At 58.2% G+C, this 21,084-nt stretch carries 19 protein-coding genes; 9 read left to right on the top strand and 10 right to left on the bottom strand.

Translation table 11 applies throughout. The features are described 5' to 3' along the window. Nucleotides 1-32 precede the first annotated feature (32 nt). Nucleotides 33-1,835, top strand: a complete 1,803-nt coding sequence (gene flgK / locus QVF59_RS01245; protein WP_240902614.1) for a flagellar hook-associated protein FlgK — start codon at nucleotides 33-35, stop codon at nucleotides 1,833-1,835. A 15-nt stretch (nucleotides 1,836-1,850) separates the two neighbouring features. Next, a complete protein-coding gene (flgL, locus tag QVF59_RS01240) occupies nucleotides 1,851-2,765 on the top strand; it encodes a flagellar hook-associated protein FlgL (protein WP_159875651.1) in 915 nt (304 codons plus the stop codon). A 73-nt stretch (nucleotides 2,766-2,838) separates the two neighbouring features. Here the strand turns inward: flgL and astE are convergent, their stop codons facing one another. The 3 genes from astE to QVF59_RS01225 all read right to left on the bottom strand — a co-directional run bounded on the left by astE (nucleotide 2,839) and on the right by QVF59_RS01225 (nucleotide 5,563). After that, nucleotides 2,839-3,852 carry a succinylglutamate desuccinylase gene (gene astE / locus QVF59_RS01235; RefSeq protein WP_287876886.1) on the bottom strand — a complete coding sequence of 338 codons (1,014 nt, stop codon included), beginning with the start codon at nucleotides 3,850-3,852 and terminating at the stop codon, nucleotides 2,839-2,841. A 103-nt stretch (nucleotides 3,853-3,955) separates the two neighbouring features. Continuing rightward, nucleotides 3,956-4,741: an enoyl-CoA hydratase-related protein gene (locus QVF59_RS01230; protein ID WP_159875653.1), complete on the bottom strand. Its 786-nt coding sequence runs from the start codon at nucleotides 4,739-4,741 to the stop codon at nucleotides 3,956-3,958. Nucleotides 4,742-4,774: 33 nt separating this feature from the next. Beyond that, the gene (locus tag QVF59_RS01225; protein WP_159875654.1) at nucleotides 4,775-5,563 is read right to left on the bottom strand and encodes an alpha/beta fold hydrolase; all 789 of its coding nucleotides are present in this window, start codon (nucleotides 5,561-5,563) and stop codon (nucleotides 4,775-4,777) included. A gap of 183 nt (nucleotides 5,564-5,746) precedes the next feature. Here QVF59_RS01225 and QVF59_RS01220 point away from each other — a divergent pair, with 183 nt between their 5' ends. The 5 genes from QVF59_RS01220 to speA all read left to right on the top strand — a co-directional run bounded on the left by QVF59_RS01220 (nucleotide 5,747) and on the right by speA (nucleotide 13,006). After that, nucleotides 5,747-7,564: a GGDEF domain-containing protein gene (locus tag QVF59_RS01220; protein WP_287876882.1), complete on the top strand. Its 1,818-nt coding sequence runs from the start codon at nucleotides 5,747-5,749 to the stop codon at nucleotides 7,562-7,564. A gap of 300 nt (nucleotides 7,565-7,864) precedes the next feature. Further along, nucleotides 7,865-8,011: a hypothetical protein gene (locus tag QVF59_RS01215; protein ID WP_159875656.1), complete on the top strand. Its 147-nt coding sequence runs from the start codon at nucleotides 7,865-7,867 to the stop codon at nucleotides 8,009-8,011. A gap of 141 nt (nucleotides 8,012-8,152) precedes the next feature. After that, nucleotides 8,153-9,334: an ABC transporter ATP-binding protein gene (locus QVF59_RS01210; protein WP_159875657.1), complete on the top strand. Its 1,182-nt coding sequence runs from the start codon at nucleotides 8,153-8,155 to the stop codon at nucleotides 9,332-9,334. A 136-nt stretch (nucleotides 9,335-9,470) separates the two neighbouring features. After that, nucleotides 9,471-10,760, top strand: coding sequence for an NAD(P)/FAD-dependent oxidoreductase (locus QVF59_RS01205; protein ID WP_287876879.1), 1,290 nt, complete (start codon nucleotides 9,471-9,473; stop codon nucleotides 10,758-10,760). Between the two features lie 365 nt (nucleotides 10,761-11,125). Continuing rightward, nucleotides 11,126-13,006 (top strand): arginine decarboxylase, encoded by a 1,881-nt coding sequence (gene speA, locus QVF59_RS01200; protein WP_287876877.1) that lies wholly within the window; start codon nucleotides 11,126-11,128, stop codon nucleotides 13,004-13,006. A 71-nt stretch (nucleotides 13,007-13,077) separates the two neighbouring features. Here the strand turns inward: speA and QVF59_RS01195 are convergent, their stop codons facing one another. Both QVF59_RS01195 and QVF59_RS01190 read right to left on the bottom strand, forming a co-directional pair. Next, nucleotides 13,078-14,412 carry an APC family permease gene (locus tag QVF59_RS01195; RefSeq protein ID WP_287876876.1) on the bottom strand — a complete coding sequence of 445 codons (1,335 nt, stop codon included), beginning with the start codon at nucleotides 14,410-14,412 and terminating at the stop codon, nucleotides 13,078-13,080. Between the two features lie 85 nt (nucleotides 14,413-14,497). Then, on the bottom strand, nucleotides 14,498-15,313 hold the full coding sequence (locus QVF59_RS01190; protein WP_287876874.1) for a carbon-nitrogen hydrolase family protein: 816 nt from the start codon (nucleotides 15,311-15,313) through the stop codon (nucleotides 14,498-14,500). 180 nt (nucleotides 15,314-15,493) lie between these two features. On the opposite strand from QVF59_RS01190, the gene QVF59_RS01185 reads away from it, so the two are divergent. Continuing rightward, nucleotides 15,494-16,270 carry a helix-turn-helix transcriptional regulator gene (locus QVF59_RS01185; RefSeq protein WP_159875662.1) on the top strand — a complete coding sequence of 259 codons (777 nt, stop codon included), beginning with the start codon at nucleotides 15,494-15,496 and terminating at the stop codon, nucleotides 16,268-16,270. 102 nt (nucleotides 16,271-16,372) lie between these two features. Here the strand turns inward: QVF59_RS01185 and QVF59_RS01180 are convergent, their stop codons facing one another. The 4 genes from QVF59_RS01180 to QVF59_RS01165 form a co-directional block, all read right to left on the bottom strand. After that, nucleotides 16,373-16,855 carry a hypothetical protein gene (locus tag QVF59_RS01180; protein ID WP_287876870.1) on the bottom strand — a complete coding sequence of 161 codons (483 nt, stop codon included), beginning with the start codon at nucleotides 16,853-16,855 and terminating at the stop codon, nucleotides 16,373-16,375. A gap of 153 nt (nucleotides 16,856-17,008) precedes the next feature. Continuing rightward, a complete protein-coding gene (gene mnmA, locus QVF59_RS01175; RefSeq protein WP_287876868.1) occupies nucleotides 17,009-18,085 on the bottom strand; it encodes a tRNA 2-thiouridine(34) synthase MnmA in 1,077 nt (358 codons plus the stop codon). Further along, on the bottom strand, nucleotides 18,082-18,639 hold the full coding sequence (locus QVF59_RS01170) for a hypothetical protein (RefSeq protein ID WP_287876866.1): 558 nt from the start codon (nucleotides 18,637-18,639) through the stop codon (nucleotides 18,082-18,084). Before QVF59_RS01170 ends, mnmA begins: the two co-directional genes overlap by 4 nt. Nucleotides 18,640-18,662: 23 nt before the next feature. Continuing rightward, nucleotides 18,663-19,109 carry an NUDIX hydrolase gene (locus QVF59_RS01165; RefSeq protein ID WP_159875665.1) on the bottom strand — a complete coding sequence of 149 codons (447 nt, stop codon included), beginning with the start codon at nucleotides 19,107-19,109 and terminating at the stop codon, nucleotides 18,663-18,665. 81 nt (nucleotides 19,110-19,190) lie between these two features. On the opposite strand from QVF59_RS01165, the gene QVF59_RS01160 reads away from it, so the two are divergent. Next, nucleotides 19,191-19,391 (top strand): (2Fe-2S)-binding protein, encoded by a 201-nt coding sequence (locus QVF59_RS01160; RefSeq protein WP_159875666.1) that lies wholly within the window; start codon nucleotides 19,191-19,193, stop codon nucleotides 19,389-19,391. 90 nt (nucleotides 19,392-19,481) lie between these two features. Here the strand turns inward: QVF59_RS01160 and QVF59_RS01155 are convergent, their stop codons facing one another. Then, nucleotides 19,482-21,083 (bottom strand): YdgA family protein, encoded by a 1,602-nt coding sequence (locus QVF59_RS01155; RefSeq protein ID WP_287876863.1) that lies wholly within the window; start codon nucleotides 21,081-21,083, stop codon nucleotides 19,482-19,484. Nucleotide 21,084: the final 1 nt, after the last annotated feature.

The raw sequence follows: 21,084 nt of genomic DNA, 5'->3' as shown, positions 1-21,084 counted from the left end.
GCAGTTGCGGTCGATAAGACAGCAGAGAGGTGATGATGGGCTCGAATATTTTTTCCATTGGCGTTAGTGGCCTGAATGCAGCGCAAACCGCGCTGTCTGTTGTCGGCCAGAACATTGCCAATGGCAACACCCCCGGCTACAACCGCCAGATACTGAGTCAGGCGGCACGTATGCCGCAGCAAGAAGGCTTTGGCTATCTGGGGCAGGGCGTGGACATCACCGGCGTCAGCCGCATCTACGACAGCTACCTCGACTCCCAGGTGCTGGCTGCGCAATCTGGCAGCAATTATTATTCCAGCCAACTGTCACAGCTTAACCAGATCAACAACCTGCTGTCCGACCCGACTGTCGGCCTGAGCAACTCGTTCCAGAGTTTTTATAGCGGTTTGCAGACGCTGTCGCAGGACCCGTCGTCCATTCCCAGCCGTCAGACCGTGGTCAATATGTCGCAGGCGCTGGTATCCAATTTCACTGCCATCGGCAACAACCTGACGCAGATGCAGGCCGGGGTCAACTCGCAAATTACCAGCACAGTGAACAGCATTAATGCGCTGGCGCAGAATATTGCCGATCTGAATGGCCAGATTGCCGCCGCCGCCGCCGGCAACAGCCAGCAGCAGCCCAATGATCTGATGGACCAGCGCGATCAGGCCATGGAGCAGTTGAACAAGCTGGTGACTGCCAAGGCAGTTCCACAGTCGGACGGAACATACAGCGTATTCATCGGTAATGGCCAGGCACTGGTGATGGGCAACCAGTTTACCAAGCTGGGTACCCAGAATGATCCGGCCAATCCGCAGAATGTGCAGGTGACCTATCCCAATGCAAATGGCAGCAATACGGTTGTGCCCAGCACCGCCTTGTCCGGTGGTCAGTTGGCTGGCTATATGTCTTTTCGCGACGGTGCCTTGCTGACAACTCAGCAGAAGCTGGGGACGCTGGCCATCGACTTCACCACGGCAATGAACTACCAGAACCAACTGGGTCGGGACCTGTCGGGTAATCAGGGTGGACTGATCTTTTCCGATATGAGCAGCTACGCTTCCCATCCGCAGGATGCCGTCGCCAATATGCAGCTGCTGCTGGCTGATCCGTCCAAGCTGGCGGCGTCTTCCTCCCTGCAGCTGGGGGCTGGCGGCATTACACCTGCGGGTAGCGGCGTTACCTTGTCTGGTGTGTGGGCCAGCATGCCTGGTACCTATGGCTGGGCCAATACTTCGACGCCGCCTTCGGTATCGACTCATCCGGTAACCGGCCTGACCGGCATGACCATCAATGCCACCAGCGCCACCAGCATTACGGCAACATTGACCGGTGGTCCGGACAACGGCCAGACCTTCAATGTGGTGCCGGACCCTACGGTCTCCAATGGCTACAAGCTGGTGGACAGCGCCACGCCTGCCAATGATCTGGGGATCAAGTTCCAGTTGTCCGGCCAGATGAAGGCCGGCATGGCCATCAATGTCTCCCCAGTACCTACCGGCACTGCCGTGATTGGCAACGGTAACAATCTGGGCGAGATGATAGGCATGCAGACACGTAAAATCGTGGATGAAAACAAAAACGGCACCAATAGCGGCCTACAGTCTTTCCAGACCTACTATTCCACCACGGTCAGCTATGTGGGTAATGCTACCAATACGGTGAAGCTGGCTGCTGCGTCGCAAACCACCCTGCTGCAGCAGGCTACCACCTCGCGCTCCAATGTCAGCGGGGTGAATATGGATCAGGAAGCCGCTGATCTTATCAAGTACCAACAGGCATACCAGGCATCTGGCAAGGTTCTCCAGATTGCACAGACACTATTCCAGCAAATCCTGCAAATGGGTGGCTGAGGCGAGGGTTGAATCATGAGAATCAGTACCGCTACTTCCTACTTGACCGGCACCTACGACATGCAGTCGCTGCAGTCGCAGTTGCAATCGCTGCAGTCACAGCTTGATACCCAGAAGCGGGTGGTAACCCCTGCGGATGACCCGGTGGCGGCTGCACGCATCTTGCAGCTGAACCAGTCTGATGGCATGAATTCGCAGTACATCACCAATACCAAGGCGGTTGAATCCACCTTGTCGTTGACCGAATCGCAACTGACCAATGCTTCCAATCTGCTGACCAGCCTGAAGGCGGCTGCCATTCAGGCTGGTAATACCGTGTTGTCGTCAGACCAGCTGCTGATGATCCAGAAGCAGGTGCAGGAAGGCATTTCCGAAATGACCGGTTATGCCAACGCCACCGATGGCAAGGGCAATTATCTGTTCAGCGGCAACAAGGTGGATACGCCACCATTTGTGCTGGATGCAACGTATGCCGCAACCTATCAGGGCGATACCGGCCAGCGCAATGTGCCGATCAGCGCCTCGCGCAATATGCAGATTTCCGATGCCGGCAGCAATGTCTTTGGCAATGCCAGCAGCCCAACCGCGATATTTGATGCACTCAAGTCCTTTAACGATCTGCTGGCACAGAACCCCAAGCCCGCCACCTATAGCACGGACATGGGCAATATCGTTTCTGCGCTGGATACCGCCCAGAAAAACCTGTCAACCAATATTGCGTCCATCGGCGCGCGCCGACAGGAAAACCAAAGTGTGCAGGATATGGGCACGCAGCTGGGTTTGCAGTACAAGAGTGGTATCAGCGACCTGCAGGATTTGGACATGCCCAGTGCGATCACCAGCTTTACCCAGACGCAGACCTCACTGAAATACAGCCAGCTGGTGTACAACAAGGTTACCAACCTGTCGCTGTTCAATTACATGTCCTGATTTGCGCAGGTGTCGGGCGAAATACAAAACGGCCACTGGATTGTGGCCGTTTTTCATGCTCAGACAACAGGCCTTACAGCGTTGCCGGCTCCACCACGATGCCAGCACGCAGGCCGGGCTTGACGCCGGGATTGGGGAACAGGATGCGCTCTTTGCCACCCTCGGCCACATAGCGCTGGGTACCGTCTTCGGCGATTACAAAACCGTTGGGCAGGGTGGTGAAATTCTCCACATTGGCATCCAGGTGCAGGCGGAAGGCCTCGCTGTGCTTGATCAGGTCGTACTTGGCACGGAACAGCGGATAGTCACCCGGTTGATAGGCGGCCAGCTGCGGTGTGGTATCACTCAGCAACTGACGCAGTGCCTGATCAATGCCAGTAAAGCGTGACAGATCGTTCTGGCCAAACGGGCGGGCCTTGCCCAGCTCCAGCGTGAAGGCATGCGCCTGATGGTAGTGGCTGGTGTAGTAGCTGAAGGTATTGGCCGGTTTGCTGTGCAGCAGCACCGCTTCGATACCGCAATGCCTGAGCCATGCCAGTTGGGCCGGATCGTGCGCCCTGTGCTGCAGGAAAGGGTAGATGGCAAATTTTTCATACACCGAGCCACGAATGGCGGTGTGCAGATCGTAGTGCAGACGGGTGGAGGCTGCCGGTGCTCGGGAGAAAAACAGCTCGGCCAGTTGTTCCAGCTGGGCTGCACGTTCTGCCTCGCGTGCATCGGCGTGCTGTCGGTGTGCGCCAGCAAACAGGCGGTTGAGATCGTAATCCAGATAGCGCTCGCCCTGGCGTATGGCTGCGGGGTTGCCAAACAGCACCAGCAGGCGGTGCTGCAGAAGCAGGTGGCCGCTGCCGATATCGGCCAGTATGCTGTCCACAACCTCGATTGGTGCCGTCTCGTTACCGTGTATGCCGCAGGACAGCAGGATGTGGCTGCCTTCCTGATTGGCAAGGGCGGGCAGTAGTTCTACCGCGTTATCGGCGTGCCAGCGTGCCAGCACGCCGCTGGCCAGATGCCAGTCATGCGGATGCGATACCGGTGCCGTGGCTTGCAGCACCTGTTGCAGAAAGCGGGAGGGTGAGATGGTCATCGGCAGTCCATGCGCAATGTGAATGGCTGATTGTAACCATTTCCGTCCGGTGTGCAGCCGGCATGCCGCGCTGATGAACGGGCATGCCGTTTCTGGGCAAACTTCAGTCTATCCAGCCTGGCTTGCGCATTTCCAGGAAGGCTTTTACGCCTTCTTGCCCCTCTTCGCTGCGACGCAGGGCCACCATGCGGTCGATGGTGAGGTCGATGACTTCCGGCGTGATATCGCGATGCTCGATGTCACGGATCAACTGCTTAGCCGCTACCATGGCTTGCGGGCCGTTCAGCAGCAGCTGGCGGCACATATGTTCGACTGCGTCGTCCAGCTCGTCGTTTTCTACGGTTTGGTGAATCAGGCCCAGTCTGCGGGCCTTGCCTGCATTGATACGCTCGGCGGTGACAAAGTAGCGACGCGCTGCACGCGGACCGATGGCGCGCACGATATAGGGGGCAGCCAGGGCCGGGATGATGCCCAGTTTGACATCGGAAAAGCAAAACAGGGCTTCGGAAACGCTGATGGATACATCGCAGCAGGCCACCAGTGCCGCCCCGATGCCAAAGGCAGAGCCTTGTACCCGGGCGATGGTGGGTTTGGGCAACTGGTCCAGCGTTTCCAGCAGGGTGGACAGCTTTTGGGCGTCGCGACGTTGCCGGGTTTCATCAAATTCCGTCAGCTTGCGCAGCCAGGCGCTGTCATGCCCGGCGGAAAAGCTGATGCCGGCCCCAGTCAGAACCACCACACGTACGCTGGCATCCTCGGCCAGTGTCTGCAAGGTGGCAGTCAGCAGATCCACCATTTTGTCATCCAGCGCATTGTGCAACTCGCCCCGGTTCAGATTGATGGTGGCGATGCCTTGCGGGCTGACTTTCAGCAATACGGCGTCTTCCATACGTTTCTCCTTGTTGTTGTTGTGGATGCAGGTTTATGGCTGGCAGAAGCGGAATATGCTGCGGGTAAAGGCTTCTGCCGCTTCAATATGCAATACGTGGGCGGCGTGGGGAATCAGCTCCAGCGTGGACCCGCTGATTCTTTCCTGTAATAGCTGTGCCTGGTAGAGCGGGGTCAGGCGGTCTTCGTTGCCCAGCAGGATATGGCAAGGCAGTTTGATCTGTTGCAGCCAGTTGCGGGCGTCATGTTCCCTTACGCCGTTGATCAGGCGAATGACGGCATCCCAGTCCACCATGCCGGCCATGTCTTTCATGTCATCCAGCATGGCGGCATTGGCTGCCAGAAAGCGGCTGGAAAACAGCCAGGGCACGCTGGCGCTATAGCGCAAGTCCAGCCCTCCGGCCTGATTGCACTCGATCCAGCTTTGGCTGATGCGGTTGTTTACCTCGTCCGACCATGCCAGCGTGGATGCCAGCAGCAGCTTGTGCAGCCGCTGACCATGCCGGTGGGCAAAGTGCTGCGCCACCATGCCGCCGTAGGACAGACCTACCAGAAACACCTTTTCCAGCTGCAAGGCATCCAGCAGGGCAGCGGCCAGATCGGCCTGTTCGGTCAGCGCATATTTTTCGGCAACCGGCTTGTCGCTCTGTCCCTGGCCGAGAAAGTCCAGCCGTAGCACCCGGTATTGTCTTTCCAGCATCGGCGTGAGCAGCGACCAGGCCGGAGTCGACATGGTGATGCCGTTGAACAGCATCAGGGTGTGCTGGCCATGTCCGCTGATTTCATAGAACAGCGCATGACCGTTTAGTGTGATGTGAGGCATGAAAAGGCTCCCGGATGGCGGCACCGTATTGTTCTTATTCTAGGCTGCATTGCTGTCGCAGGGCCAGCCAGGCTGTGGTTTTGCTGAAAGATAGCGGGGGCGGGTAAACAGACTGTCATCAATCCGGTTTAAAGTGCTGGCATGTGCAATGGCGGGATGATGTGATCACCGGATATGAACCGTATGTCTGAGAGGGAAATGGTCGGGCTGGAGCAGTTGGGCTCGCGCTGTCAGGAACTGGAGCTGATTATTAACGAACGGCGCCTGCAGCCGGTGTTCCAGCCTATTGTCGACCTCGAGAGTGGTTGTGTTTTCGGCTATGAAGGCCTGATTCGCGGCCCGTCCAACAGCCCGCTGCATGCGCCGGTCAATCTGTTTGATCAGGCCGAACGCTGCAATCTGACTGTGCAGCTGGATCGTACCTGCCGCCAGGTCACCATGGAACGCTTTGTTGAACTGGGTTTGTCCGGTTTGTTGTTCCTGAATATCTGTCCGGCTACCTTGCTGGCACCGGAGCATCGCCAGGGCGAGACGCTGGCGTTTCTCTCCAAAATCGGCCTGCCGGCGGAACGCATCATCATCGAGGTGACCGAAACCACGCCAAGTGCCTGCTATTCCACCTTGCGCCGCGCAACCGAGCACTACCGCGACAATGGCTTTCGCATTGCGCTGGATGATCTGGGTGAGGGTTTTTCCAATCTCCGGCTGTGGTCGGAACTACGGCCGGATTTCGTCAAGCTGGACAAGCACTTTGTCCAGCAGTTGCACCTGGATCCACTGAAAGAGCAGTTTGTCCGTTCGATGGTGGATATCGCCCGGCAGTCCGGTGCCTTGCTGGTGGCCGAGGGTATCGAAACCGTAGCTGAATTGCGTACCTTGCAGCGCTTGGGTGTGCGCTACGGCCAAGGCTATCTGCTGGCGCGGCCCAGCCCGGTGCCGGCGCTGGATTTACAGATTCATGTCAATGGCGTGGCTTGGTCAGGAGGGCGGTCGCGCTTGCCCTGGCAAATGTCGGCAACGGCACGCGACCTGCTGCAGGAAGTACCTTATCTGGAAGCGAACATCCCCAATGAGGCGGCTTACCGCCTGTTTGCCAGTGATCCGGCGCGCTTTGCCATTCCGGTGGTGGAGCAGGGTGTGCCGATCGGCTTGCTACGGCGTCATCACCTGCTGGAGAGTTTTGCCAAACCCTTCAATCGCGAACTGTACGGCAAAAAGCCCTGCACCGTGATGATGGACAAGCAGCCGCTGATTGTCAGTGCCGACATCAATGTGCACGAACTGTCGGCGCTGGTGGTGGCATCCGAACAGCGTTATCTGGTGGATGGCTTCATCATTACTGAAAACGGGCGCTATGCGGGGATGGGAACCGGCTTTGCATTGATGCGCAAAATGACCGAGCTGCAGATTTCGGCTGCGCGTTATGCCAATCCCCTGACCGGCTTGCCGGGCAATGTTCCCTTGTCCGAAGCCATTGATCGTCTGCTGGAGGCTCGGCTGCCTTTTGTTGTGGCCTACGCTGATCTGGATAATTTCAAACCTTTCAACGATTTGTATGGCTATGCCGCTGGCGACGAGATGATCCAGCTGGTAGGGCGTCTGCTGCTGGAGTGTGCCGATCCGGATCGTGATTTTGTCGGTCATGTGGGTGGCGATGACTTTGCCCTGTTGCTGCAGTCCGCTGACTGGCAGCAAAAGCTGGAAGCCATGTTGCTGGAGTTCGATCGTAGCGTGCGTGGTTTTTTTGATCCGGCACACCTGGCCGCTGGCGGCTTTGAAATGACCGGACGCAGCGGCGAGCAAGTCCGTTTCCCGCTGACCAGCCTTTCCGTGGGCGTGGTCAGGGTGGGGCCGGGACAGTACCCCAGTCACTATGAAGTGGGTTCGGCTACGGCCGAGGCCAAGAAGCAGGCCAAGAAGCAGGCTGGTACGGCCTTGTTTGTCGAGCGTCGCCAGCAATCGCCAGCGGCGGAGCAGGCTGGATCTGTGGATGTTGGATGAATTAAACAAGCGGTTTGGTTTTGCCGGTTTTGTATCAAATATTTTCTGCCTTCTGTTTTAATTTTCCAAAAAACACGCTCTGTGAGGCTGGGAAGCCACATTGTCATGTCACTTTTGATCAAGTTTTGATTTGAGGCTTGTCAAATTTATTAAACGTAAGCTAGGCTTCACTCCAGAAAAGAGCAGCAGTAAAGACTGCTCTGGGCAGCAATGGGAAGTTAGATCGCCGACATGAAATCATCCGTCTGTGATCTGGCCCCGGGACTGAACGTAGTTTGGGAGAGTAGGGGAGGAGCCAGCATGAAATACACCGCAGCACACATTGCCATCCACGACGGCAAGACAGGCTACACCTGTTTCAGCAAGCCTCCTCGCAGTGTTATCGTTTCCGGTTTGATCGTTTTTTTCCCGCTTTTTTCTATGCCGGACACTGCCCATTCGCGGTAGGGACTGGTATTGTTTTGAAAGCGGATCAGGTGCGAGTGGAAGGGGCAGCCAGTCTGCCCATCCTGGAAGCTGACCCGATAATCAGGTCGCAGACACGCGAAATCAGCCGCCAAGGCTGGAATAGTAGGAGGGAGCAAAATCATGACGGATGCTGTAGCGGCCAATAAGCCGGTTCAATCAGTTGCTGGTGCACAGGCTGCCAAGCAGGTTCAGAGCGTGCAAGCCAATGACAAGCCCTATCTGAGAATCAGTGGGGTAGTAAAGAAATTTGGTGACAACGTTGCCGTTGATCATGTTGATCTGGACATTAGACAGCACGAAATCTTTGCCTTGCTGGGCAGTTCCGGCTGCGGCAAATCCACTTTGCTGCGCATGCTGGCAGGCATGGATTCCCCGACTTCGGGCAAAATCATTCTGGATGGCGAGGATGTCATCGGCCTGGAGCCTTACGAGCGCCCGGTCAACATGATGTTCCAGAGCTATGCACTGTTCCCCCACATGACCGTGGCCGAGAACGTTGCCTTTGGCCTGAAGCAGGACAAGCTGCCCAAGGCTGAAATCAGCGCCCGCGTTGACGAGATGCTGGACCTGGTGCAGATGCGCAAATACGCCAACCGCAAGCCGCACCAGCTTTCCGGTGGTCAGCAGCAACGTGTGGCCCTGGCGCGCAGCCTGGCCAAGCGCCCGAAGCTGCTGCTGCTGGACGAACCGCTGGGTGCACTGGACAAAAAGCTGCGTCAGCAAACCCAGCTGGAACTGGTGAATACCATCGAAAAGGTTGGTGTAACCTGCATCATGGTGACCCATGACCAGGAAGAAGCCATGACCATGGCCGATCGCATCGGCATCATGTCCGAAGGCAAGCTGCTGCAAGTTGGCACCCCGACCGAGATCTACGACTACCCCAACTGTCGTTTCACCGCCGAATTCATCGGTGAAACCAATATGTTTGAGGGTGCCGTGACGGTGGATGAATCCGACCGGGTGGAAATCACCTCGCAGGAGCTGGGTGGTGTGGTCCGTATCGACCACGGCATTACCGGTCCCAAGGGTATGCATGTCTGGGCCAGTGTCCGTCCGGAAGATGTGCGTCTGGATCGCAAGACCGTGGCTGCCGGCCCCAACATGACCTCCGGTGTGGTGGAAAACATTGCCTACATGGGCAGCTATTCCATCTTTCACGTCAAGCTGGCCAGCGGCAAGATCGTCAAGTCGGTGGTGCCGTCCTCACGTTGGTACGACGCAGATGAAACCGCGCCCACCTGGGGTGATCCGGTATTCATGAGCTGGCGTTCGGATGCTCCGGTGGTGTTGACCCAGTAAGGGCTTCCCGGTTGGTAAAAGCGGATACGTCGTCAGAGTGTCCGCTTTTTTTGCGCCCGTCACGGACTGTTTGCTGCGGAATGTGACCGGCTGGCCAGACTTCCTGTTGTTTCATGTCCTTGAAAACGAGGTTCTCATGCTGCGCTTCGCCCATCAGCCTGCTGTCTCATCCTACTACCAGGCAACGGCCAGTCGCTGGACGCCTTGTCCGCCGCTGCAGGGGGCGCAATCGGCCGATGTCTGCGTGGTAGGTGGTGGCCTGGCCGGTTTGTCTGCTGCGCTGAATCTGGCCGAGCGTGGCTTTTCGGTTGTTCTGCTTGAGGGAACGAGTGTCGGTTTTGGTGCCTCTGGCCGTAACGGTGGTCAGGTGATAGCCGGCTATGCCTGTGGTATCGACACCATGCGCACGCAACTTGGCAGCGAACTGTCGCGGGTGATGTGGGACATGTCGGTGGAGGCGGTGGACATCATCGATGAGCGGGTGCGCCGCCATGGCATTGATTGCGACTGGACGCGCGGCTTCTGCAACGCTGCGGTCAAGCCGCGCCACATGCAGGAGCTGGAAGTCTGGCAGCAGGAGGCCGAGCTGGTGTACGGCTATGCGGGCATGGAGCTGTGGGATGGCGCAAGCTTGCGCCAGCAACTGGGCAGCACACGCTATCTGGGTGGCTTGTTCGATCCGCGCTCCGGCCATTTGCATCCACTCAATTACACGCTGGGCCTGGCGCGTGCGGCATTGGCCGCCGGGGTGAGGATTTATGAACAGACGCCGGTATTGCGGCTGGAGCAGGGGGCGCAGCCTGTGGTGCATGCCGAGCAGGGGCTGGTGCGCTGCCAGCATGTAGTGCTGGCCTGCAATGCCTATATCGGCCAACTGGTGCCGCAGCTGGAGCGCAAGATCATGCCGGCCGGTACCTATGTGATTGCCACCGAACCGCTGGGTGCAGAGCGCGCCGCCAGTCTGATTGCCAACAATATGGCGGTGTGCGACACCAATTTCGTGCTGGATTATTACCGGCTGTCGGCTGACCACCGTCTGCTGTTTGGTGGCAAGGTCAGCTATTCCGGGCGGGAGCCGCGTGATTTGGCGGCAGCCATGCGCCAGGACATGCTGCGGGTGTTTCCGCAGCTGGCGGATGTGAATGTGGACTATGCCTGGGGTGGTTTTTGCGACATTACCGTCAACCGTGCCCCTGACCTGGGGCGGCTGCAAAGCAATGTGTATTACATGCAGGGTTTCTCCGGACATGGTGTCAACATCACCGGCATTGCCGGCAAGGTGGTGGCCGAGGCCATTGCCGGAACGGCCGGGCGGCTGGACCTGTTTGGTCGTCTGCAGCATCGCGATTTTCCGGGAGGAAAATTGCTGCGCACGCCCGCGCTGGTGCTGGGCATGGCCTATTATCGAATGATGGATGCCCTGTAACACGCTGCCTGGCCGCAGCTAGCGCAAAGAAAAACCGGCTGCTGGCTGATTTTTTTCATTGCGGTTGGGCAGTGGAAGATATGCCGTCAAAATCATGATCAGACAGCATATTTGCCGTTTTTTTTTCATGGAGCAGGACATCCGGGTAGGAGGGATGGTTCCGAAAAGCGCTCTGGTAGCCACGTCATCAAATTTTTACTTGTCAAGCTGCGTGATGTTGTTAAAATCCGCGCTCGTTTTGCAATGCAAAACACCGACAATCAATTGTTTCGCTCCGACATCCCAGGCCCACATAAAAGCTTTGTAGCCCGAAAGCCGCGCACTAAGGAGCGGGGTTATCCATCGAATCATTGAGGGAAAATCTCATGGCTTGGACTGTGGCTGATAGCCGGAGCCTGTATGGCATCCGGCATTGGGGGGCGGGCTATTTCGACGTGGGCGACAACGGATGCATCCAGGTGCAGCCCAATGTACGTCAGGCTACACGCATCGATCTGCTGGAATTGAGCCGACAACTGGGGGCCAAGGGGCTGGATCTGCCGCTCTTGGTGCGCTTTCCGGACATCCTGCAAGACCGCGTGACGCGCCTGTGCCGCGCGTTTGACAATGCCATTGCCACGCAAAACTACGGCAATCGCTATACCGCCATTTACCCGATCAAGGTGAACCAGCAAGAAGCGGTGGTGAAAAGCATCATCGCCACCCGCGACGTGTCCATTGGCCTGGAAGCCGGCTCCAAGCCGGAACTGATGGCCGTGCTGGCGCTGGCGCCCAAGGGCGGCACCATCATCTGCAATGGCTACAAGGACCGCGAATTCGTGCGCCTGGCGCTGATCGGCCAGAAGCTGGGCCATCAGGTGTTCATCGTCATCGAAAAAGAATCCGAAGTCGATCTGGCCATTGAAGAAAGCCAGAAGCTGGGCGTGCGCCCGATGCTGGGCATGCGCGTGCGCCTGTCCTCGCTGGCCAGCAGCAAGTGGGCGGATACCGGTGGCGACAAGGGCAAGTTCGGCCTGTCCGCCGCCCAGCTGATTTCTGCTGCCGACAAGCTGGCTGCAGCCGGCATGTCCGACTGCGTGCGGCTGATGCACTTCCACATGGGTTCGCAGATTGCCAATATCGGCGACTACCGTGCCGGCTTCCGCGAAGCCGTGCGTTACTTTGCCGAACTACGTGCGCTGGGCCTGCCGATTGACCACGTCGATGTCGGCGGTGGTCTGGGTGTGGATTACGATGGTACCCATTCGCGCAATGCCAGCTCCATCAACTACGACATGGACGAATACGCCCAGGTCATCGTGTCGATGCTGGCTGAGTTCTGCGACGAAAACGGCATTCCGCACCCGCGCATCCTGTCCGAATCCGGCCGTGCCATGACTGCGCACCACGCGGTGCTGATCATGAACGTGACCGATGTCGAACGCCTGCCGGAAAGCGTGCCGGAAGTGGCCGACCTGTCGGTACTGGCCAAGCCGGTGCGCAAGCTGTTCGAGCTGATGGAGCTGACCGACGAGGAAATGGTGACGGAAATCTATTACCGTGCCAGCCACTATGCGTCCGATGTGTCCGACCTGTATTCCGCCGGCCGCATTTCGCTGAAGGAAAAGGCCATGGCCGAGGACGTGCACGCCACCCTGTGCCGTCGCCTGCATCGCCAGTTGCAAGCCAGCCAGCGTTCGCAGCGCCAGGTGTATGACGAGCTGACTGACAAGCTGGCGGACAAGTATTTCTGCAACTTCTCGGTGTTCCAGAGCCTGCCGGATACCTGGGCCATCGACCAGATCCTGCCCATCATGCCGGTACACCGGCTGGACGAGCAGCCCACCCGTCGCGCCGTGCTGCAGGATTTGACCTGCGATTCGGACGGCAAGGTGAAGCAATATGTCGACCAGCAAAGCATTGAATCGAGCATGTCGGTCCATGATGTCGAACCCGGCAAGGAATACCTGATTGCCGTGTTCATGGTGGGTGCCTACCAGGAAATCCTGGGTGACATGCACAATCTGTTCGGCGATACCGACTCGGTCAACGTTTATGTGCGCGACAACGGCCAGCTGGAATTTGCCGGTGTCGAGGAGCATGACACCATCGAAGACATGCTGCGCTATGTGCACCTGTCGCCGGAGGAAATCCTCAACCGCTACGAAGAAAAGGCCCGTGCGGCCGACCTGTCCAGCGACGAGCGCAATGTGTTCTTTGCCGAGTTCTGCCGTGGTCTGAAGCAGTCGTCCTATCTGTCGGTTTAAGCCGCGCAGGTCTGATGCCAAAGAAAAAGCCCTGAGACATCAGGGCTTTTTTGCGTCTGTAGCAGCGGGAATCAGCCTTCGGCTTCGACAAAGTCCAGTTCCGGCGGCTCGCGGCGGAAGAAGCCGGTGAGCTTGGCCAGATAGGCAATCCCCACTGCCAGCCAGATCAGTCCCAGCATGATGGCGCGGCTATCCAGGCTGATCAGCAGCCACAGGTCGGCCAGCATGCCAATCAGCGGAAACAGCAGGAACAGGAAGAAGTCACGCGGCGCGCGGCGGCGCTGACGCACGTAGTAGTGCGCAATCACCGACAGATTGACGAAGCTGAACGCCAGGAAAGCACCAAAGTTGATGAAGGAAGTCGAGGTGGTGACATCCAGCTTCAGCGCCAGCAGGGCCACTACGCCGCAGATCACCAGATTGTTCACCGGCGTGCGAAAGCGCGCATGCAGCTTGCCAAAGATGGACTGCGGCAGTACTGCGTCGCGGCCCATGGCGTACAGCAGGCGCGAGGCGCTGGCTTGTGCCGACAGGCCGGAGGCAAACTGGCCGATGATCAGGCCGATCAGGAAAATGCTGGCAAACAGGTCGCCGCCGATATTCTTGGCAATTTCGAACGCGGCATCATCCACGCTCTTGAACTGGCTGGACGGGTGGGCCAGCTGCACGAAGTAAGACGCCACCACGAAAATCAGCCCGCCGATGATGGTAATCCACATGATGGCGCGCGGAATGGTATGGCGAGCATCGCGGGTTTCTTCAGTAAGTGTGCTGACCGCATCAAAACCCAGAAAGGAATAACAGGCCACGGCGGCACCGGCCATGATCATCGGCAGTTTCATGTCGCCACGGAAGAAGGGCGCCAGATTCCACAAGGGTTTGCTGGCGTCGCCCGCCACATAGTGGATGCACAGCGCGACAAAGGCCAGCAGCACCAGGAATTGCAGCAGCATCATCAGGTAGTTGACGGTATTGGCCATCTTCAGCCCGACGATGTTGATCAGCGTGGTGAACACGATGAAGGCGATCACCCACACCGCCATCGGAATGCCGGGGAAGGCTGACGCCAGATAGGCCGCGCCGATCAGCCAGATGGCCATCGGCAAAAACAGATAATCCAGCAGTACCGCCCAGCCCACCAGAAAGCCCAGTTTGGCGTGGATGGATTTGCGGGTGTAGGTGTAGGCAGAACCTGCCACCGGGAAGGCCGCCGCCATGCGGCCATAGCTGTAGGCGGTAAACAGCATGGCCACCAGCGCCACCAGGTAGGAGGCGGGGACCATGCCATCGGTCATTTGCGCCAGGATGCCAAAGGTCCCCAGCACGATGATGGGTGTCATGTAGGCAAGGCCAAACAGCACCACGGAGCCCAGCGTCAGCGAGCGCTCCAGTTGTTTCGTTTCCATTGTTTCTCCTTTGTTGCTCATGTTTGTGTTTGTTGTCATGAGCCTGTCTCTTTTGTTTTGACTGCCAGTGATTGCTGCGGCGTGGCTAGTGCCGGATGCGGAAGCTGCGCTGGCCGTTTTCGCCGTTGCTCACCTCACCAGCCAGGGCAATGCGCCGGTCGTGCAGATAACGGTAGTCGCGGCGGCTGGCGGCCAACTGGTTCAGATCCAGGGCTACACGTAGCTGCTGCGGGTCGCGTCCACAGCTGGCCACCACTTGGCCAAAGGGGTTGATCACCGCGCTTTCGCCGGCAAATTGCAGGCCGTCGCCGCTGCCGCAGCGATTGGTCATCACCGCAAACAGCTGGTTTTCCATGGCACGGGCGGTAATCGCAGTGCGATGCACCGGGCCGTACGGGTCCATATTGCCGTTGGTGACAATCAGCAGGTCCACCTCTTGCTGCGCCAGGGCGCGGGCGGTTTCCGGAAACTCGATGTCGTAGCAGATGAGGATGCCCACGCGCAGGCCTTCCCACTCACAGCTCAGCAGTGCATCACCGGGGGTGAAGATGCCGTGGTCGGATGCCCACAGATGCGTTTTGCGGTAAGCCATGGCCACGCCGTGTGGGGTGAGCAGGGCGGTGGTATTGTAAAAGCGGCCCTCATGTGCCTCGGCAAAGCCGATGGCCACACTGATGTTTTTGTCGCGCGCTGCCTGCTGGATGGTGCTGATGGCCGGGCCGTCAATGGGCTGGGCCAGGGCGGCGATATTGTCTGCAGTGGGAAAACCGCTGAGATAGGTTTCCGGGAATACCAGCAGGCGGGTATCCGGCCCGCAACGGGCGATGGCCTGCAGGGCGCTGGCGGTGTTGGCCGGGATGTCGCCATCCACGCCAGGCAGTTGGGCCAGTTCTACAATCATGCTGTCTCCTTGGTTGAATGTTGTCAGACTACATCGCTGGCTCTGCCCCGTTGTCAGCAGGGAGGCTGTTGGAGAGTCTGGAAGCGTGCTAGCGTGAGAAGCTGTCAGCGCAGGGCTCAGTATCGGCTGCTGTCAGGCGTATGAAAATTACATCAAGTGGGTAACCAGATTGGGGTAGTCGTGGCCTTGGAAATACAGGATATCGCCTGGCATCGCACGGTGGGGCGTTTGATTGATCAGCTGGACAAACCGGTGTTCTGGCCGTCCCTGCTGGGGGTGCTGGCCGATTATGTGGCCTTTGACAGCTGGGTGGTGCTGCTGTTTTACCCGGATCGCCCGCCCACGGTGCTGGCCGAGCAGGCCATGGCCGATGGCGGGGTGGATACGCTGTTTCAGGACTACCTGCAAGGCCTGTACCGGCTGGACCCGTTTTATGTCGCCAGCCTGGAGTACCGCCATGCCGGGCTGCTGCGGCTGGACGAGGTGGCACCGGACCGTTTTCCGTTTACCGATTACTACCAGCGCTACTTCCGCCTGAATATTGTCGAGGACGAGGTGCAGTTCAATCTGCCCGGTGAGGATGGCAGTACCTTGTGCCTGTCGCTGGGGGCGGGGCAGCGTTTCAGCCCGGAGCAGATGGCCACGCTCAGCCTGTTGCAGCCCTGGGTACTGGCCCTGATGCGCCAGCGCCTGCATTTCGAGCAACTGGCGGCCAGCAAGCCTACTGTGGCCGCCCCGCAGGCAGCCCCGGTCGGGCTGGAGGGGCAGGGCCTCACCCTGCGCGAGAACGAGGTGGCGCAGTTGATGCTGGGCGGTCATTCCAGCAAGGCGATTGCCCAGCGTCTGCAGATATCGGTGGAAACCGTGCGTGTACACAAGAAACACCTGTACAGCAAGTTGGGCATCAATTCGCAATCCGAGCTGTTTTCGGTGTTTCTGCGCGCCAGCCGGGCGTGAAAAAGCCTGCGCGTGGCAGGCTTTGTGTGTGACAACGGGCTTGCTTACTGGATGATGCCGCCCAGGCAGATATCGCACTGGCTTATTCAGATCTTGTATTGATCATTTTGCCGGTGTCGATTGCTGTTTCCATTCCCTGACATAGTCGGCAAATTTCAAAGGGAGCCCGCCACTATCATCGCTGCCTTCGGCAAATTCTCTGAGTAAGGAACGGGTGCAGAAATAGTCATCCTTGAAATGGTAGTTTTGTGGGAAATGAATCGGTGCGATTTGTTTGCTGGCTGCATTTTTGAAAGCAGCAATGGCCTGTTCTGTTTTTTCCGGACCAACTTCAAGAAGCAGATTTTTGCGGATGATCTGCTGCAATTCCTGTTGATATGCACCATGTCTCGCTTGCCATTGTGCATAAGCGGCTTGCAAGGGGGCTACGCTGGCCGGGGCGATGGCGGCGCAGGATTGCAGCGTATTCGGGAATAAACCTTGTACATCCAGGAAGGCAGTCGCGAAGATTTGCGTCTTGCTGGTATTGGCAGCGAAAACTGGACTAGACAGGGTTGCAAGCAGTGCTACGGCTATTCTAAGCATACTGCCTCCATTGTGATGATCGGGCCATGCCACCATGAATGGTGGTGGCCAATAGAATCGACGATTCTGAGCAATGATTGAAGCGATATGCAATGACCTAAATAGCCATTGCACATTTCCGCAATAGCTAGTACCGCTGAGGCAGCCGGTGATTTACTGGATGATGCCGCCACCCAGACAGATATCACCGTCGTACAGCACGGCAGACTGGCCCGGCGTCACCGCCCACTGCTTTTCGCGGAAGGTGAGGGTGGCCTGGCCATCCACTACCGGCGACAGCGAACAGGCAGCATCGGCCATGCGATAGCGGTTCTTGGCTGCGTATTCGCCGGCTGCCGGTGCGCCGTTCAGCGTCCAGGACAAATCGCTCATCGCCAGCGTGGGCTTGAGCAGCAGCGGGTGATCATGCCCCTGCACCACGATCAGCTTGTTGCCCGGAATATCCTTGCCGGCAACAAACCACGGCTCGCCACTGCCATCCTTGCTGCCGCCAATGGTCAGGCCCTTGCGCTGACCTAGTGTGTAGTACATCAGGCCCATGTGCTCGCCCACCACCTTGCCCTCAGCCGTCACCATCGGGCCCGGCTGGGTGGGCAGATAACGTTGCAGGAACTCGCGGAACGGACGCTCGCCGATAAAGCAGATGCCGGTGGAGTCCTTCTTGGCAGCAGTCGGCAGGCCGGCTTCCTCGGCCAGCTTGCGCACTTCGGTCTTGCGGATGTCGCCCAGCGGGAAGATGGCTTTTGCCAGCTGGTGTTGCTGCAAGCGGTACAGGAAGTAGCTTTGGTCCTTGGTGTGGTCCACCGCCTTCATCAGGTAGTGCAGCCCGTCCTTTTCCATCTTGCGCGCGTAGTGACCGGTGGCGATGCAGTCGGCACCCAGTTCCAGTGCGTAGTCCAGAAAGGCCTTGAACTTGATTTCGGCATTGCACAGCACATCCGGATTGGGGGTGCGGCCAGCCGAGTATTCCTTGAGGAAGTACGAGAACACGCGGTCCTTGTATTCCTTGGCGAAATTGACGATTTCCATGTCGATGCCGACGATGTCGGCCACGCTCATGGCATCCAGTGCATCCTGCTTGATGGAGCAATATTCGTCGTCGTTGTCGTCTTCCCAGTTCTGCATGAATACGCCGATGACTTCATGGCCCTGTTGCTTGAGCAGCCAGGCGGTTACCGACGAATCCACACCGCCGGACATGCCGACGACAATACGTTTCTTACCCGTCACGGGGAAAATCCTTCTTTCCAGAGAGCCAGGGGCACCACCACGGGCGGTTCCCCGAATGAATTGAACCAGCTGTCCACCACCCATTCCTGGCCGGTGTCCTGCTCGGTGATATGGCTGGCAAAGTGTTGGGTCACCAGCCAGCGGGTGCGGCGCACAATGGGGTCGACCCGGTGAAAATGCAGCCAGCCCTGGGTTGCCAGGAACTGCAGGAAGGCTGAGTCGTTATGGCTGTGATCGATGCAGTCCATGCGGCCATCGGCATCGTTGTCGAAGCGGTCGCCGCCCTTGTCATGCCACAGCGGGCTGTCTTGTGCCGACAGCCAGTACAGCGCCTGTACGGCACGCTGGATCTGCTCGCGTTCGCTGCTGGCATCCGGCGCATGATCAAACAGCCGGGCCAGCCAGTCGCGGGCTTCCTCGGAAACTTCCACTTCCAGCTGTTTGGCGCAGCCGTAATCATAACAGAGCTGCAAGGGGTCCGCATGCAGCGTCCCGGCGGCAAGCAGCATGCCAAGCCACAGGCAACGGCGCAGCAGCAGGTGAAGGTGGCGCAAGGTTTCCTCCCTTGCCGCCAGCTTCAGGGTTGATGGTGAATCAGGTCCAGGGCAAAACGTTGTCCCAGCCGGTAGTCATCCAGACATTGCATGACAACCGGGCTGCGGTGTTGCGACAGGCGGGCGGCGATTTCATCGTAAGTAAGCCAGTGCGCGCTGACAATCCCTGCATCCAGTTTTTCTGTCGGGTGATGTTGCACCGCACGCGCGGCAAAGGCAAAACGCAGCCAGGTAATGTCACTATCCGGCTTGTCCACCATGTAGATGCCCACCAGGTGTTGTAATTCCACCTCCCAGCCGGTTTCCTCGCGCGTCTCGCGCAGGGCGGCGGCAAACAGGGTTTCACCGTGTTCCAGATGACCGGCTGGTTGATTGAAACGCAGGCCCTGCTCGGTTTCTTCTTCCACCATCAGGTAGCGGCCATCACACTCTACGATGGTGGCTACTGTGGTATTTGGCTTCCATTGCATCTGCCTGTCCTTAATCTAATTGACAATCGTTATTATTTGAAAATACTATATAGAGAATTATTCTCATTCAAGGTTTTGGCCATGTATGTCTGCTTGTGCAATGCGGTAACCGACAGCCAGATCCGTCAGGCGGTGGAAGACGGTGCCACGCGCATGTGTGACCTGCGGGCGGAACTGGGTGTGGCTGCCGAATGCGGCAAATGCGCCTGCTGTGCCAACCAGCTGCGCAAGGAAACGCTGCAGCAGATGGAAGCGTGTCATCCGGGGCGTGCCGCCGCCTGAGTTGTCAGACAGCAATATCATGATGGCCGGGGGAGTGCACCGGCAAGAAAAAAGGGGGCCAAGGCCCCCTTTGTCGTATCTGCCAACGGCCTACTTGCCGGCACTGGCCTGCACCTTGGCGGCGGGGGCCGAGGCATCGGGTGTCGGGTCTTCCTGCTCTTCCCACGGCAGGCCAACCTTCTTGCTGTTGATGGCCAGGTTGCCGTTCTTGTAATTGAGCTGGGTGGAAATCTGCCCCTTGTCCTCGTTGATGTATTTCTCGTCTTTCCACTGCGTCAGTTGGCTGTCCAGCAGATTGCGCGCCAGGTCTTCCACTTCACCCATATTGGGCTGCACTTCTGCGCTCTGGTCCACCATGAACAGGGTGCGTGCCTGTGCCACCACCAGGTTTTCCAGGGTCTTGCGCGGCAAGCTCAGCTTGGCTTCCACTTCAAAGCGCTTGAGGAAGGCGGTGGAGTTGTTCAAGTCGGCTTCCTGCAGGCCATTGAGCCCCAGGCTGCCTTGCAGCGTGGTTTCGCCACTGGGCATCTTCAGGTAGAAGTCGTTGATCACCAGCTTGGGATTGTTGGTCAGCAGCGGAGTGCCGGTGTGCTTGATGGTGTCGATGTACTGCTTGCGCAATACTGCCGGATCCACGCCTTCGAACGGAATCTGGCTGATGGCCTGATCCAGCTTCAGCAAGGTGGGGCCGTGCAGGTGATTGGCCGACACATCCAGCCGCATCGGGCCATAGTGCTGATCGTTGTAGTTGAATTCGGCAAAATCCAGCTTGCCGCGGGTATTGATGAATTCATCCTGTTCGCTGCTGACAATCTGGTAGCGGAAGTTCTTCAGCGACACCGCCGACGGCTTGAATTCACCGGACGGGTTGATGAACTCACCCACGCGCATGCGCGTCATCAGGTAAACCAGCTCGTTCAGCTTGATGCTGTAAGGAACACTATCCTTCCAGTTGAGCTGCACATTGCCCACGGTCAGCTCGCTGGTGCCCAGCTTGATGCCGGTGACGCCGGGGCGGATGTCGGACACATAGCGCACGCCGTCAAAGGCTAGGCTGCCCTTGCTGGAGGCTTCCAGCAGGAAGCCGGGCGAGTTGGCTTCGGTCTTGTATTCCTTGTAGCCGGAGGCGTAGTCCAGCTTCAGGTCGAAGCCTTTCCATTTCATCTTCACGCCGGACAGTGCTTCTTCGTAGTCGAAGGAGGGCACGTTGACATTCAGCTCGCCACCGCCGCCAAAGCCCAAGCGGTTGGTGACGGTGATCGGGTCCTTGTCGCCAAAGAAGGTCTTGAGCGTCTTGCGGGTGGCATCACTCATGGCAAATTCCGTGGTGACCAGCGCGCGCGCAGGACGGAAGTCCAGGCTGGACAGGCCGGGGAAGGGGCCATGCTTGATGTGGTGGGTGAACTTGATGGTGGAGTTCAGCAGCGGCTTGAAGTTGTCCGGCAGCATGTTTTCATACGGCCCGGACAGGCGGCGGTTGAACTCCAGTTCGGTGGTCTCGGTGGAGGAGAACCAGCCGCGGTCGTAGCTGTGGGACTTCACCTTGAACAGCGGCAGGCTGGCCAGCATCTTGTGCTGTTCTTCCAGCGTGTCCTCGGCTTTCATGCCGGCCCAGAAGGCCGCCGCACCGTTGAACACCAACAGGCCACCCAGAGTGGCTCCCGCAATAATCAGACGTCGTTTTGGCAACACA

It is taken from the genome of Aquitalea sp. (genome assembly GCF_030150775.1).
Classification (GTDB): Bacteria; Pseudomonadota; Gammaproteobacteria; order Burkholderiales; family Chromobacteriaceae; genus Aquitalea; species Aquitalea denitrificans.
This window is presented reverse-complemented; position numbering and strand designations above follow the sequence as displayed.

Bases quoted from the DNA above. Each gene is read 5' to 3' on its own strand.
- flgK (WP_240902614.1), top strand. From the start codon at position 33: ATGATGGGCTCGAATATTTTTTCCATTGGCGTTAGTGGCCTGAATGCA.
- flgL (WP_159875651.1), top strand. From the start codon at position 1,851: ATGAGAATCAGTACCGCTACTTCCTACTTGACCGGCACCTACGACATG.
- astE (WP_287876886.1), bottom strand. From the start codon at position 3,852: ATGACCATCTCACCCTCCCGCTTTCTGCAACAGGTGCTGCAAGCCACG.
- QVF59_RS01230 (WP_159875653.1), bottom strand. From the start codon at position 4,741: ATGGAAGACGCCGTATTGCTGAAAGTCAGCCCGCAAGGCATCGCCACC.
- QVF59_RS01225 (WP_159875654.1), bottom strand. From the start codon at position 5,563: ATGCCTCACATCACACTAAACGGTCATGCGCTGTTCTATGAAATCAGC.
- QVF59_RS01220 (WP_287876882.1), top strand. From the start codon at position 5,747: ATGTCTGAGAGGGAAATGGTCGGGCTGGAGCAGTTGGGCTCGCGCTGT.
- QVF59_RS01215 (WP_159875656.1), top strand. From the start codon at position 7,865: ATGAAATACACCGCAGCACACATTGCCATCCACGACGGCAAGACAGGC.
- QVF59_RS01210 (WP_159875657.1), top strand. From the start codon at position 8,153: ATGACGGATGCTGTAGCGGCCAATAAGCCGGTTCAATCAGTTGCTGGT.
- QVF59_RS01205 (WP_287876879.1), top strand. From the start codon at position 9,471: ATGCTGCGCTTCGCCCATCAGCCTGCTGTCTCATCCTACTACCAGGCA.
- speA (WP_287876877.1), top strand. From the start codon at position 11,126: ATGGCTTGGACTGTGGCTGATAGCCGGAGCCTGTATGGCATCCGGCAT.
- QVF59_RS01195 (WP_287876876.1), bottom strand. From the start codon at position 14,412: ATGGAAACGAAACAACTGGAGCGCTCGCTGACGCTGGGCTCCGTGGTG.
- QVF59_RS01190 (WP_287876874.1), bottom strand. From the start codon at position 15,313: ATGATTGTAGAACTGGCCCAACTGCCTGGCGTGGATGGCGACATCCCG.
- QVF59_RS01180 (WP_287876870.1), bottom strand. From the start codon at position 16,855: ATGCTTAGAATAGCCGTAGCACTGCTTGCAACCCTGTCTAGTCCAGTT.
- QVF59_RS01165 (WP_159875665.1), bottom strand. From the start codon at position 19,109: ATGCAATGGAAGCCAAATACCACAGTAGCCACCATCGTAGAGTGTGAT.
- QVF59_RS01160 (WP_159875666.1), top strand. From the start codon at position 19,191: ATGTATGTCTGCTTGTGCAATGCGGTAACCGACAGCCAGATCCGTCAG.